The organism is Terrabacter sp. 2YAF2 (assembly GCF_052114705.1).
GTDB lineage: Bacteria > Actinomycetota > Actinomycetes > Actinomycetales > Dermatophilaceae > Terrabacter.
This window is the reverse complement of record NZ_JBFRFG010000010.1, coordinates 71317-83736: the sequence shown is the minus strand read 5'-3', so window position 1 is coordinate 83736 and position 12420 is coordinate 71317. Positions and strand designations below refer to the sequence as shown.

Below are 12420 nucleotides of genomic sequence, written 5' to 3'. Positions count from 1 at the left end.
ACGGCGTCAGTCACTGCCCCGCCTCGTGACGGTGCTCGTCACGCACCGGGGCCGTCAGGGCTGCATACGAGTCCGGCCGGCGGGTCGAGAGGAACGGGAAGAGCTCGAGCCAGTCACGGCGCTGCGCGAGGTCGAGGTCCGCGACGAGGACGGCCGCCTCGTCGCGTGGTGCCTGGACGAGGATCCGGCCGTAGGGGTCGGAGATGAACGAGCTGCCGTAGAAGGTGATGAGGCCCTCGGTGCCGAAGCGGTTGGGCACGACCATGAACAGGCCGTTGGCGATGCCGTTGCCGACGATGACCTGCTGCCACAGCGGCTGGGTGTCGAAGGCGGGATGGTCGGGCTCCGAGCCGATGGCGGTCGGGTAGCAGAGCACCTGGGCGCCGGCCAGGGAGTAGAGCCGGGCCACCTCGGGGAACCACTCGTCCCAGCACGTCGGGAGCCCGAGCCTGAGGGACGGGTCGCCAAGCGCGACAACGGGATACGCGTCATCCGGGGGTCCGGGACGGAAGTACTTGTCCTCGTAGTAGCCGGCGGTGACAGGGATGTGGGTCTTGCGGGTCCGCGCCACGACCTCACCGCTGGGGGCCACGACGACGGCGGTGTTGAAGCCCAGCCCGTCGCCCTGGTCGGCACGTTCGTAGAGGGAGGCATGGACATGGACCCCGAAGTCGCGAGCAGCGGCTCGGGCGAAGCTCACCGTCGGGCCGGTGTCCAGGTCCTCGGCAGTGGCCGACGGGGTGCCCTCGGGCAACGTGTCGGCCGGGTAGCGGGACAGCGTCAGCTCGGGCAGGAAGACGATCGAGGCGCCGGCCTCGGCCGCCGTGCGGATGCCGTCCCGGAGCGTCTCGACGAGGGCGTCGGGATCGTCGACCCACTCGTGCTGGACGAGGCCGACCCGCACGGGGGCCGTGTCGGGCTGCTGGACTCGGGCGAGGGACTCTGGGACGCCATTGGCCTGGAGAAGCTTCACAGCAGGAAGTATGCACCCACGGGAGCTCACGGCCCTGGCGGGCCTGCGCCCCCGTGAACCCCCGAAAACCACCCCACGGGAGCTCACGGCCCTGGCGGGCCTGCGCCCCCGTGAACCCCCGAAAACCACCCCACGGGAGCTCACGGCCCTGGCGGGCCTGCGCCCCCGTGAACCCCCGAAAACCACCCGGGGTCGCGGCTCCGTGGGCCGTGGAACCGCGGCCGACCGAGGGTGGGTCTGGGCCGACTCAGTAGGCGGACAGCTCGCTGACCAGCCAGCGGTCGCCGACCTTGCGCATGGTCGCGATGACCCGGTTCTGGTCGATGGCGGGAGCCTGCTGCGCCTTGGTGGTCGTCGCCTGGTTGACGAATGCCATGACGCGCACCGTCGTGCCCTCGCCGCCGTCACCCGTCGAGTCCATCACGCCGGCGTCGTAGACCTTCGCCTGCACCGTGGCGTCGTTCTTGACGGCCATGGGCTTGATGTCGGTGGCCGCGACCTTGGTGAACTGGTCCTTGAACGGCGAGGCCAGCTGGGGGGTGACCTCCCCGATGTGCTTGTCGAAGGCGGCACCGCTGTAGCTGAGCAGGCTCTCGAGCGTCGTGCGCGCCGAGCCGACGGCGGCGGCGCGGTCGGTGTCGGAGACCGAGGGGCGAAGGGCGTAGACGAGGGATGCCGCGAGCAGGGCGAGCGCGAGGCTGGCACCGATCGCCGGAGCCCACAGGCGCCGTGAGCCGCCGGCACCCACAGTGCGTCGACGGTTCCCGGCGTGCTCGCTCGGCTCGTCGAACTCGCTCGTCGAGGGTTCCGCGTCGACCGGGCGCTCGGGGACCAAGCGGGGCGGCAGCACGAGCGTCGAGGCGGCGGACGCGTCGGCGGAAGGTCGGCGGCGGGCGCCGGCCACCCGCTTGCGAGGGCTGGCTGCGCCGACTGGACGGCGGGGTTCAGCTGACGAAGTCAAGGGTGCTCACCTTCCACGCGTCGCCGATCTTGACGAGGTCGAGCCGGAGCCGATAGGTCTTCTTCTCGGCCTGAGGGGTCGAGGCGTTGGAGGTCGGGGCGACGATCCCGACGATGACCTTCGCCGAGTCGTCGTCACTGGACACGAGCGAGGCCTCGGCCCGCTCCACGGTGGAGACCGTCTTGTTGGCGGTGACGACCGGCTTCAGCTGGGCCAGCGTGGACGCATACTCCTTCTGGAACGCGCCGGTGGACTCATCGAGGACGCGCTTGGTGTCGGCGTCGAAGGACGCGGCGTTCATCGTCACGAAGTTCACCGCGATCTGACGCCCGGCGGCCAGGGCCGCAGCGCGGTTGTCGGCGTCGCGCTGCTGCTGCCAGACCGAGCGGCCGAGGGTCGCCGTGACCGCGACGGCAGCGAGCAGGAGCACGGCAGCCAGGATCCACAGCAGGCGTGGGGTGGGGCGCCACGTGCCTGCGGCGTCCGTCGCATCCGGGGCGGTGGCGGCCGAGCGGTTCGGCTCGCGGTCCGGGGAGCTCTCGGGCGGCTGCGGCCGCTCGGTCTCCGGGTGGGTGTTGACCATCGTCATTGAGGGGGTTTCCTTCCGTCACCGGCTAGCGGAGCGCCTCCTGCATCATCCAGAGCCAGCTCGTGCCGTTGTCGGTCCGTCCGTCGCCACCGGCCGGTGCGACCGGCGACTGCACTGTCAACGAGGAGGGGCTGCCGGAGGTCACGGCCCGGTTTCCCAGTGCCACGGGGGTGGCCCCGAAGGCCATCGGGTAGCTCTGGCCGCTCTGCCCTCCCCGGGTGGGTTTCGGGGCGTTCTGCGCACCGCGGACGTTGACGCCCGAGCCGCGCGAGGCGGCGCAGTGGGCGTCGAGGTTGACCGGCGGCAGCCCCGTCGTGCGGTGCGGGTCGACCTTCGTCGTGCCCTCGTAGCCGGCCTCGCAGGCCTTCGGGTCGTCCACGTTGAGGACGAGACCGAAGTGGGCGGTCCCGTCCCCGGGCACGACCGTGAAGCCACCGGTGACGACGTCGGGGTAGGTGACGAGGAGCTGTTCGATGCCGTCGAGACGGGCGGTCGTCACGTTGCCGATGGTGATGAAGTTGGCGAGGAGCGCGGAGAGGCTCTGCTTGTTCTCCGAGATCAGGGCATCGAGCTGCTGCACCGCCACGGTCCCGCGGTCGAGGACGACGCGCAGGTCGGGGTCGGCCTCGCGCAGGGCATCGGCGACGTTCGCGAAGCCGGACACGCTCGTGCGGATGTCGGCGCCGCTCCGGACCTGGGTGTCGAGGACGATCCGGCCGTCGTCGATGAGGCGCGTGGTCTGCGGAAGCGCCTCGGACGCGGCGGCCGTCAGGGCGTCGCCCGAGTCGATGAGCCGCTGCAGGTCCGTGCCGCCGCCCTTGAACGCCTGGGCCAGCTCGTCCACCGTGGTGACGAGGGCGTCGCGCGGCACCGACGCGACGGTGTCGTCGACGTGCTGGAGCAGCTGGTCGATGCGGATCGGGAAGGCGGTGCGGTCGCGGGGGATGACGTCACCGGAGGCGAGGTAGGGCGCCCGGGAGCTGCGCGGTTGCAGGTCGAGGTACTGCTCCCCCACCGCCGAGCGGTTCTCGACGACGGCCTTGGTGTCCTTCGGGATCTCGGTACCGCGATCGAGCCTGGCGTCGACCGCGACGCCGTCACCTGACAGGCGCAGCGCCTCGACCTTGCCCACCGTGACGCCACGGTAGGTCACCTCGGCGCCCACGAAGATGCCGCCCGACTGCGCGAGGTCGGCTGACACGACGTAGCTGCCGCCGGCGATCTTGTCGGTCAGCCCGACGTAGCTGGCCGAGAGGATGGCGACGAGTGTGACGGACAGCAGGGCGAAGGCGGCGAGCTGGAGCCGCACGGTCCTGGTGATCATCGGGAACCTCCCGTGGGGAAGAGCGTGGACCAGGAGGCGGCATCGGCCGAGCCCGACCCGGACGGACCCGACCCAAGGAGCCCGCCTGGCAAGGTCGGGGCCGGCACGCCGGTGACCGTCGGCAGCGGGACCGTCGGCAGGGGCAGCTTCGGCACCTGCCCCGGAGGCAGGGGGACGGAGGGCAGTTGCACCGAGGGCAGTGCCGCACCCGGTACGTTCGGCAGCTTGCCGACGCCGAGGTTGTCGGCGATGGTGCCGAGGTTGGTGTCGAGGGTCGCCCAGAGGTTGGTGAAGTCACCCTTGATGGTGTTCTGCGCGTTGTTCGGGAAGGGGTAGGTCAGCAGCAGCTGGTAGCTCTTCGGCAGGTCGTCACCTGCCTTGTTGAGCTCGCGCAGGATCGGGCTGATCGCCCGGAGGTTGGCCTCGAGGTCGGCCCGCGACCCGCGGATGACGCGCGTTCCGACCTCGCCGAGGTTCTGCAGGGCGGTGAGCATCGCGGTGAGCTGGCGGCGCTGGTCGGCGAGGATCGTCAGGCCCTTCGGCAGCTCGTCCAGCGCTGCGGCGATCTTGGCCTGGTTCTTCGCGAGCGTCGACGACAGCCGGTCGATGCTGTCGATGGCGCGGACGATCTCGCCCTTCTGTGCGTCGAGTCCGCCGACGAACGTGTTCAGCTGCGTGACGAGGTCCTTGACGTCGCCGGTGCGGCCACGGAGCGCGTTGTCGAGCTCGACCTCGATGGTCTTCAGCTGGGCGACGCCACCACCGTTGAGCAGCAGCGACATCGCCCCGAGGACCTCCTCGACCTCGGGGTTGCGGCTGGTCCGCGTCAGCGGGATGCGGTCCCCCTGCCCGAGACGGCCCTGGGGCGGCGCGTCGGTCGGAGCTGCGAGCGCGACGTACTTCTCGCCGAGCAGCGAGGTCTGCTTGAGCTCGGCGGTGGCGTTGTCCGGCAGCACGACGTTGCCGGGCAGCCGCATCCGCACCGTCGCGGTCCAGCCCGTCACCTGGATGTCCTCGACCGAGCCCACGGTGACCTGGTTGACCTTGACCGACGACTGGGGCACGAGGTCGAGGACGTCGGCGAACTCGGCCGTGACGGTGTAGGAGTTGTCGCCCGTGCCGGCACCGCCGGGGAGTGGCAGGTCGTAGGCGCTGCAGCCGGAGACCCCTACGAGGGTCAGCAGGCTGAGCGCGATGGTCACCACGCGGGTCTTCCTCGGGGGGGTCACGGGGGGCGTGGCCCCCCGTGGGTCGGCATACGTCATCGGGAGCCTCCGAGCAGTCCGCCGAGGGTGGGGTCGGCACCGCGCAGGTTGACCAGGCCGCTCGGCTGCGGGGTGCCTTGCAGCGCAGCGCCGCTCGGCAGCGAGGGGAGGGTGGGCAGCTTCGGCAGGAGTGCGCTCTTGAGCGAGTCGCACAGCTTGGTGTTCCCGGTCTGCGTCGGCCCGGTCAGGATCGAGCACACGAGCAGCAACGGGTCGTCGAGTCCCTTGGCGTTGTTGCGGGTGTCGAGCGTGCCGGTCTGGGGGTGGTAGGCGTTCTGGAGGTTCGACAGCGCGACGGGCGCGTTCTCGAGGACCTGCGCCAGCGCCTGGCGGCTCTTGACGACCGCGTTGGTCACGCTGACCGTCCGGTCGAGGTCGCTCTTGAGCAGGGCCCGGTTGTCGGCGACGAAGCCCGAGACCTCGTCGACGGCGACACCGAGGCTCTCGAGCGTCGCCTTGAGGTTCTCGCGCTCCTCGCTGAGCTGGGTCGCGACCGTGGCGAGGTCGGAGTTGAGCCGACGCACCTGCGTGTTGTTCGTGGCCAGCATCGAGGTGAAGGACTGGAGGTTCTTGACCGTGCCGAAGAGGTCGTCACGACTCCCGGACAAGGTCGACAGCGCGGTCGACAGGTCGTGGACCGTGCCGTTGATCTTGTCGCCGTTGCCGTCCAGGTTGGCCGCGGACGTGCGCAGCAGCTCGTTGAGCGCGCCGTTCTTGTTGGCGCCGTCGGGTCCGAGCGCCACCATGAGGTCGTCGAGGCTCTGGGACACGCGGTCGAGCTCGACGGGAACCGCGGTGCGCTCGAGCGGGATCCTGGTCCCGGCGGCCATCGCGGGCCCGGACTGGTAGACGGGGAGCAGCTGGACGTAACGGTCCGAGACGAGCGACGGTGCGACGATGGCGGCCTTCGCCGAGGCCGGCACGCGGTACTTGTCGTCGTAGCTGAAGGTCACGTGCACGTGGTCACCCTCGGGGGTCACGGTGTCGACCTTGCCGACCTTGACCCCGAGGATGCGCACGTCGGAGCCCGGGTAGAGACCGACCGCCCGGGTGAAGTCGGCACTGACCGCCGTCTGGCCCTGGTGCGGCCAGAAGACGACGGCCGCCGCGACGAGCGCGACGACGACGAGGCCGGTCACCACCTTGCCGAGCACGGTGGCGGGACCGTGGAGGCGGCCGAACGGCATACGTGACACGCGGGACGCGGGCATCAGCGACCACCTCCGGAGGTGCCGGGAAGGAGCAGGTCGGGCAGCTTCGTCCCGGGCAGGGCCAGCCCGGGCGTGCCGACGGGGACGACGAGGTTGGAGACCCACGTGTCGAACCAGCGACCGGTGCCGAGCGTGTTGGCGTAGACGCGCGTGAACGGCGCCATGGCGTCGATCGTCTTCTGCAGGTCGGTCTCGTGCTTCTGGAGCAGGGCCAGGGTCTTGTCGAGCTCGGCGAGGGCCGGCTTCAGCTGGGCCCGGTTGTCCCGGGCCAGCCCGGTGAGCTGCGTCGCGAGCGCCGAGGTGTTGCGGAAGAGCGTGCGGATGTCGTCGCGGCGCTTGACCAGCTCGACCATGAGCAGGTCGGCGTCCTTGATGAGGGTGCTCACCTGGTCGTTGCGGCTGCGCACGAGACCACTGACGCTGTTGGCCCGCTGGAGCAGCGAGCCCAGCTCCGCGTCGCGGCTCGCGACGGTGCGCGAGAGGCGGGACAGGCCGTCGAGGGTGGCCTTGACGTACTTCGGGCTGTCCTTGAACTCCGTGGCGATGACACCGAGGGACGTCGCCAGCTGGCCGGTGTCGATGCGTTCGGTGGTCGTCGTCAGGTCCTGGAAGGCGTTGACGATGTCGTAGGAGCTGACCGTGCGCGCCAGGGGGATCTGCGCGTCCGGGTCGAGCTGGCCCTGGCCCTTGGGGTCGAGCGCGACGTACTTCTCGCCGAGGATCGTCTTCATCCGGATCGAGGCGCCGGTCTGCGGGCCGAAGCTCGCGTCCTCGGTGATCGTGAAGTCGACACGGACGTGGCCGTTCTCGAGGTCGACGCCCGTCACCTTGCCGACCTTGACGCCGGCGATGCGCACGTCGTCGTCGGGCTTGATGCCGCCGGCCTCCGAGAAGGCTGCGCTGTAGGCCGTCCCGCCGCCGATGATCGGCAGGTTGGACGCGTTGAAGGCCAGGTAGAGCAGCACGGCGATGACGAGCAGTCCGACCGCGCCGATGGGGACCGGGTTGCGCTCTCGGAAGGGGATGCTCACGACTTGCACCTCGCAGACGCGACGTCGTAGGTGGGGCTGACGCCGGGCAGGATCGGGCTCCGCGTGTCGAACTTGCAGAGGTAGAAGTTGAACCACGAGCCGTAGGTCGCCGTGCGGGTCAGGGTGGTGATGCGGCCCGGGGCGCCGGTGATGAAGTCCTCGAACTCCTTGACGTTCCCCGGCTTGTTGAGGGTCGTGGCGAGAGTACGCAGCTGGGCGACGTCGTCCTTGATGAGCGGTCGCGTCGAGACGAGCAGGTCGGCGGTCTCTGCCGAGAGCGTGTTGATGCCGGACAGCGAACGTCCGATCGTCTCGCGGTCGGCGGCGAGCCCGCTCGTGAACCGCTGGAGCTGGTCGATGAGTGAGAGCAGCTGCTGGTCATGGGCGTCGACCGTGCCGAGCACGGTGTTGAGGTTGTCGATGGTGCGACCGATGACGGCGTCGCGGTCGGCGATGGCGGACGTGAGGCTGGCCGTCTTGGCGAGCAGGGAGTTCACGTCGCCGCCCTCCCCCTGCAGGGTCTGGATGAGCAGACCCGAGAGCTCGTTGACGTCGCTCGGGGACAGCGCCGCGAAGAGCGGCTTGAAGCCGTTGAAGAGCACGGTGAGGTCGAGCGCCGGGTGGGTGCGCGACAGCGGGATCGTCGAGCCGTCCGCCAGCGGCGCCGGCGCGCCCGCGCCCTGGGACAGCGCGAGGTAGCGCTGGCCGACGAGGTTGCGGTACTTGACGGTCACCTCGGTGCCCTGGGTGAGGACCGAGCTCTTGAGCACCGAGAAGTCGATGTCGGCCGTGGCGCCGTCGGACCTCGCGTCACGGGCGACGCGCACGTCGGTCACCTCGCCGACCCGGACACCGGCGATGCGGACGTCCTGACCGGGGATCACGCCCGTGGCGTCGCTGACGACGGCCGTGTAGGTCGCCTTGGACCCGAACTGGATGTTCGCGATGGTCAGCGCGAGGATGCTCGTCGCGAAGAGCGTGACCGCCGCGAAGATGATGAGCTTGACGAGTGAGCCCTTGACCTTCATCGCGTGCTCACCACCGTGCCGCGCATCATCGGACCGGCGAGCAGGGTCTGGATGCTGCTCGTGTCCTGGTCGACGGGGTGGCCGTCGCGGGCGAGGAGGGCGCCGACGACGCGCTGCTCATCGGCAGTGCCGGAGCTCCCGGAGTCCGCGGCGGACGCGTTGCCGAGCAGCGCCTGCGGCACGGCGGAGAAGGGCTGGGCGTTGCTCGCGGGCTGGGTGCCGTCGTCGAAGTGGTTGCCGGCGAAGGGGTTGGACTGGGAACCGCCCGGTGTCGGCAGGCCGTAGCAGTGGGGCCCGCGCTTGTCGTCCCAGCGCGGCTCCTCCCCCGGCCGGTACGGCTGGCGGGGTGGCACGACCTCCAGGGTGATGTGGAAGGTGCCGCCGGAGAAGGCCGCGTTGGCGCGCGGGAGCCAGTTGACCAGGCCGGAGGCCACGCACGGGTAGATGGGCGAGTACTCCGCGAGCAGCTGCAGGGTCGGCTTGCTCACCTGCCCGACCTGGATGATGCGCTGCTCGTTGTCGTGCAGGAACCCCGCTGCGTCGTTGGCGAAGCCGGCCGTGCCGACGAGGAAGGCCGCGAGCTGCTGGTTCTTCTCGACGATGGTCTTGTTGGTGACCCGGAGCGACTCGGTGAGGCGGAAGAAGTCGGGGGCGACCCCGGCGTAGAGGTCAGCGGTGTCGGCGACCAGCGAGATGTCCTTCTGGATCGTCGGCATGCTGGGGTTGAGCGCCTTGAGGTAGCGGTCGACGAGCACGAGGTTGCGACCGATCTGGTCGCCGCGGCCGTCGAGGGTCGTCGACAGCGCGTTGAGGGTGGTGGCCAGCTTGGCCGGCTGGACCGTGCGCAGCAGCGGGTAGAGGTTGTCGAGGACGGTCTCGAGCTCGATGGACACCCGGCTGCGGTCCTGCGGGATGACGTCGCCGGCCCGGATCGGTCGCGCCGGCTGGGCCGCCGTGACCAGGTCGACGTAGCGCTCGCCGAAGAGGGTCTTGGGCAGCAGGCGCGCGGTGACGTTCGACGGGATCTTCGCGACCTCGTCGGGCTGGAGCGCCAGCTCCAGCCGCGCCCCCGTCGGCGTGGCCTCGACGTGGCGCACCTCGCCGACGAGCAGGCCGCGCAGCTTGACGTCCGAGCTCTCCTGCAGCTGGCTGCCCAGGCGGTCCGTCTCGAGCGTAACCATGACGACGGGCGTGAAGCGCTTCTGGAACGACGCGATCGCGAGGCCGAGGAGCAGCGCCAGCACGAGGAGGAAGACGATTCCGTATGCCTTCTGCCCCAGGCGTTTCCGCGTGTGCTGGGTGATCGGGCCCGGTGTCGCGTCGGTGCTGACGTCCGTGGCGGCATCGGTCGGCGTGACGGTCATCCGGCGATCCTCACGCTCGTCGTGGCACCCCAGATGGCGAGGGAGAGGAAGAAGTCGACGATGTTGATGGCGACGATCGAGGTGCGCACCGCCGTGCCGACCGCGACGCCGACACCGGCCGGACCACCCGAGGCGGTGTAGCCGTAGTAGCAGTGGATGAGGATGATGACGACGGCGAAGACCATGACTTTCGCGAACGACCAGAACACGTCACCGGGCGGCAGGAACAGGTGGAAGTAGTGGTCGTAGGTGCCCTCGGACTGACCGAAGTACGCCGTGGCGATGAACCGCGTGGCGGCATACGAGCTGAGCAGCCCCAGGACGTAGAGCGGGATGACGGCGATGAAGCCCGCGATCATGCGGGTCGTGACGAGGAACGGCAGCGAGGGGATGCCCATGACCTCGAGGGCGTCGACCTCCTCGGAGATGCGCATGGCGCCGAGCTGCGCCGTGAAGCCGCAGCCGACGGTCGCGGCGAGCGCCAGGCCCGCGACGAGCGGGGCGATCTCACGGGTGTTGAGGTAGGCCGAGAAGAAGCCGGTGAAGGCGCCGGTCCCGAGCTGCTCGAGGGACGAGTAACCCTGCAGACCGACCTCGGTCCCGGTGAAGAAGGCGAGGAAGGCGATGACGCCGACCGTGCCGCCGATGACCGAGAGCGCACCGGTGCCGAGCGACACCTCGGCGAGCAGTCGGACGACCTCCTTCTTGTAGCGGCGAAGCGTGCGACCGCTCCACGCGAGCGAGCGCACGTAGAAGCGCATCTGCTCGCCGAGTGAGTCGAGCGCCCGCGAGGGCCTGGACGCGAGGTCGAGCAGCCGCTCCGCGCTCGCGCCACGGGTCGTCTTGTCCGTCTTGGTTGCCATCGTCGCCTCTCAGATCTTCTGCGGGACGACTTGGAAGTACACGGCCGTGATGACGAAGTTGACGACGAAGAGCAGCATGAAGGTGATGACGACGCTCTGGTTCACGGCGTCACCCACGCCCTTCGGACCGCCGCCGGCGTTCAGCCCCTTGAAGGCGGCCACCACCGCGGAGATGGCGCCGAAGATCAGCGCCTTGATCTCGGCGGTCCACAGGTCGGGCAGCTGCGCCAGTGCGGTGAAGCTGGCGATGTAGGCGCCCGGCGTGCCGCCCTGGACGATGACGTTGAAGACGTAGCCACCGACGACCCCGACGACCGAGACGAGGCCGTTGAGCAGGACGGCGACGAGCATCGAGGCGAGGACGCGGGGCACGACGAGGCGCTGGATCGGACTGATGCCGAGCACCTCCATGGCGTCGATCTCCTCGCGGATCTTGCGGGAACCGATGTCGGCGCAGATCGCCGAGCCGCCGGCGCCCGCGATGAGCAGGGCGGTCACGATGGGGCTCGCCTCGCGGAGCACCGCGAGCACGCTCGCCGCTCCGGTGTAGGACTGAGCCCCGAGCTGGCGGGTCAGCGTGCCGAGCTGGAGGGCGATGACGGCGCCGAACGGGATGGACACGAGGGCCGTCGGCAGGATGGTCACGCTGGCGATGAACCACGCCTGCTGGATGAACTCCTTGACCTGGAACGGACGTTTCGGCAGGGCCCTCATGACGTCGAGGGCGAGGGCGAAGAGGGAGCCCGACTGCCTCAGGGCACCGGTGAGGGGCGCGGCCACGTCAGCTCACCTCGCCGACGAGCTCGGGAGACTCCGCCGTGGTGGGCTGGACGGCCGTCGGCGTGGCCGGCGCGGAGCGGACGCCGGGGACGCCCGCCTTGTCGGACAGGAAGGAGCCGGGCGGAGGGGTCACGCCGTTGGCGCGACACCAGTCCCCTGCCGGGCGCTCCGCGCGACGCGGCGACCCGTCGCTCGTGCGCAGCTGGAGGGCGATGGGTGGCAGCGGGGGCAGCTCCTGGCCCTCCTCGGCCGCCAGCTCGTCGGCGTCCTTCTCCTCCGACATGCCGATCGGGCCCACGGTCTGGGCGTTGAGGAACTGGCGCACGACCGGCTCCTCCGAGCTCAGCAGCATCTCGCGCGGGCCGAACATCGCCAAGTGCTTGTGGTAGAGCAGCCCGATGTTGTCGGGCACGGTGCGAGCCGTGTTGATGTCGTGCGTGACGATGAGGAAGGTCGCGTCGATCTGGGCGTTGAGGTCGATGAAGAGCTGGTTGATGTAGGAGGTGCGCACCGGGTCGAGGCCCGAGTCGGGCTCGTCGATGAGGAGGATCTCGGGGTCGAGCACCAGCGCGCGGGCCAGGCCGGCGCGCTTGCGCATGCCGCCGGAGATCTCACCCGGGAGCTTGCTCTCGGCGCCCGAGAGACCGACGAGCTCCATCTTCTCGTTGACGATGCGCTTGATCTCGGCCTCGGACTTCTTCGTGTGCTCGCGCAGCGGGAAGGCGACGTTGTCGTAGAGGGTCATGGACCCGAAGAGGGCGCCGTCCTGGAAGAGGACACCGAACAGCTTGCGCACCTCGTAGAGGTCGGCCTCGCGCAGGCGCGTCAGGTCGCGCCCGTTGATGACGATCGAGCCGGCGTCCGGCTTGAGCAGCCCGACGAGCGTCTTGAGGAAGACGGACTTGCCCGTGCCCGAAGGCCCGAGCATGACCGAGATCTCCCCCGCGGGAAGCGTGAGGGTCACGTCCCGCCAGATCGTCTGCGAACCGAAGGTCTTGGTCAGACCCGTGACCGCGATCTCCACACCCATG

12 protein-coding genes are annotated in these 12420 nt (G+C 70.0%); all 12 read right to left on the bottom strand.

Annotated elements, in window-relative coordinates; genetic code table 11:
* Nucleotides 1–10 precede the first annotated feature (10 nt).
* The 12 genes from AB4030_RS13140 to AB4030_RS13085 all read right to left on the bottom strand — a co-directional run bounded on the left by AB4030_RS13140 (nt 11) and on the right by AB4030_RS13085 (nt 12419).
* Nucleotides 11–973, bottom strand: a complete 963-nt coding sequence (locus AB4030_RS13140) for a nitrilase-related carbon-nitrogen hydrolase (protein WP_442279668.1) — start codon at nt 971–973, stop codon at nt 11–13.
* Between the two features lie 247 nt (nt 974–1220).
* Nucleotides 1221–1934 (bottom strand): hypothetical protein, encoded by a 714-nt coding sequence (locus AB4030_RS13135; protein WP_442279667.1) that lies wholly within the window; start codon nt 1932–1934, stop codon nt 1221–1223.
* Nucleotides 1918–2523 (bottom strand): hypothetical protein, encoded by a 606-nt coding sequence (locus AB4030_RS13130; RefSeq protein ID WP_442279666.1) that lies wholly within the window; start codon nt 2521–2523, stop codon nt 1918–1920. The genes AB4030_RS13135 and AB4030_RS13130 overlap by 17 nt, the downstream gene beginning before the upstream one ends.
* Nucleotides 2524–2548: 25 nt before the next feature.
* The gene (locus AB4030_RS13125) at nt 2549–3847 is read right to left on the bottom strand and encodes an MCE family protein (protein WP_442279665.1); all 1299 of its coding nucleotides are present in this window, start codon (nt 3845–3847) and stop codon (nt 2549–2551) included.
* Entirely contained in the window at nt 3844–5052 is a 1209-nt protein-coding gene (locus tag AB4030_RS13120) for an MCE family protein (RefSeq protein ID WP_442279664.1), read from the bottom strand. Before AB4030_RS13120 ends, AB4030_RS13125 begins: the two co-directional genes overlap by 4 nt.
* Nucleotides 5053–5108: 56 nt before the next feature.
* Nucleotides 5109–6323, bottom strand: a complete 1215-nt coding sequence (locus tag AB4030_RS13115) for an MCE family protein (protein WP_442279663.1) — start codon at nt 6321–6323, stop codon at nt 5109–5111.
* Nucleotides 6323–7354 (bottom strand): MCE family protein, encoded by a 1032-nt coding sequence (locus AB4030_RS13110; protein WP_442279662.1) that lies wholly within the window; start codon nt 7352–7354, stop codon nt 6323–6325. The genes AB4030_RS13115 and AB4030_RS13110 overlap by 1 nt, the downstream gene beginning before the upstream one ends.
* On the bottom strand, nt 7351–8382 hold the full coding sequence (locus tag AB4030_RS13105; RefSeq protein ID WP_442279661.1) for an MCE family protein: 1032 nt from the start codon (nt 8380–8382) through the stop codon (nt 7351–7353). The genes AB4030_RS13110 and AB4030_RS13105 overlap by 4 nt, the downstream gene beginning before the upstream one ends.
* Complete coding sequence (locus tag AB4030_RS13100) at nt 8379–9746, bottom strand: MCE family protein (protein WP_442279660.1); 1368 nt, start codon at nt 9744–9746, stop codon at nt 8379–8381. Before AB4030_RS13100 ends, AB4030_RS13105 begins: the two co-directional genes overlap by 4 nt.
* Nucleotides 9743–10609, bottom strand: coding sequence for an MlaE family ABC transporter permease (locus tag AB4030_RS13095; RefSeq protein WP_442279659.1), 867 nt, complete (start codon nt 10607–10609; stop codon nt 9743–9745). The genes AB4030_RS13100 and AB4030_RS13095 overlap by 4 nt, the downstream gene beginning before the upstream one ends.
* 9 nt (nt 10610–10618) lie before the next feature.
* Nucleotides 10619–11389 (bottom strand): MlaE family ABC transporter permease, encoded by a 771-nt coding sequence (locus AB4030_RS13090; protein ID WP_442279658.1) that lies wholly within the window; start codon nt 11387–11389, stop codon nt 10619–10621.
* A gap of 1 nt (nt 11390) precedes the next feature.
* Complete coding sequence (locus tag AB4030_RS13085; RefSeq protein ID WP_442279657.1) at nt 11391–12419, bottom strand: ABC transporter ATP-binding protein; 1029 nt, start codon at nt 12417–12419, stop codon at nt 11391–11393.
* Nucleotide 12420 lies beyond the last annotated feature (1 nt).

Coding starts and splice junctions, on each gene's coding strand:
- AB4030_RS13130 (WP_442279666.1), bottom strand. CDS start 2,523: ATGACGATGGTCAACACCCACCCGGAGACCGAGCGGCCGCAGCCGCCC.
- AB4030_RS13125 (WP_442279665.1), bottom strand. CDS start 3,847: ATGATCACCAGGACCGTGCGGCTCCAGCTCGCCGCCTTCGCCCTGCTG.
- AB4030_RS13115 (WP_442279663.1), bottom strand. CDS start 6,323: ATGCCCGCGTCCCGCGTGTCACGTATGCCGTTCGGCCGCCTCCACGGT.
- AB4030_RS13105 (WP_442279661.1), bottom strand. CDS start 8,382: ATGAAGGTCAAGGGCTCACTCGTCAAGCTCATCATCTTCGCGGCGGTC.
- AB4030_RS13100 (WP_442279660.1), bottom strand. CDS start 9,746: ATGACCGTCACGCCGACCGATGCCGCCACGGACGTCAGCACCGACGCG.
- AB4030_RS13095 (WP_442279659.1), bottom strand. CDS start 10,609: ATGGCAACCAAGACGGACAAGACGACCCGTGGCGCGAGCGCGGAGCGG.
- AB4030_RS13085 (WP_442279657.1), bottom strand. CDS start 12,419: ATGGGTGTGGAGATCGCGGTCACGGGTCTGACCAAGACCTTCGGTTCG.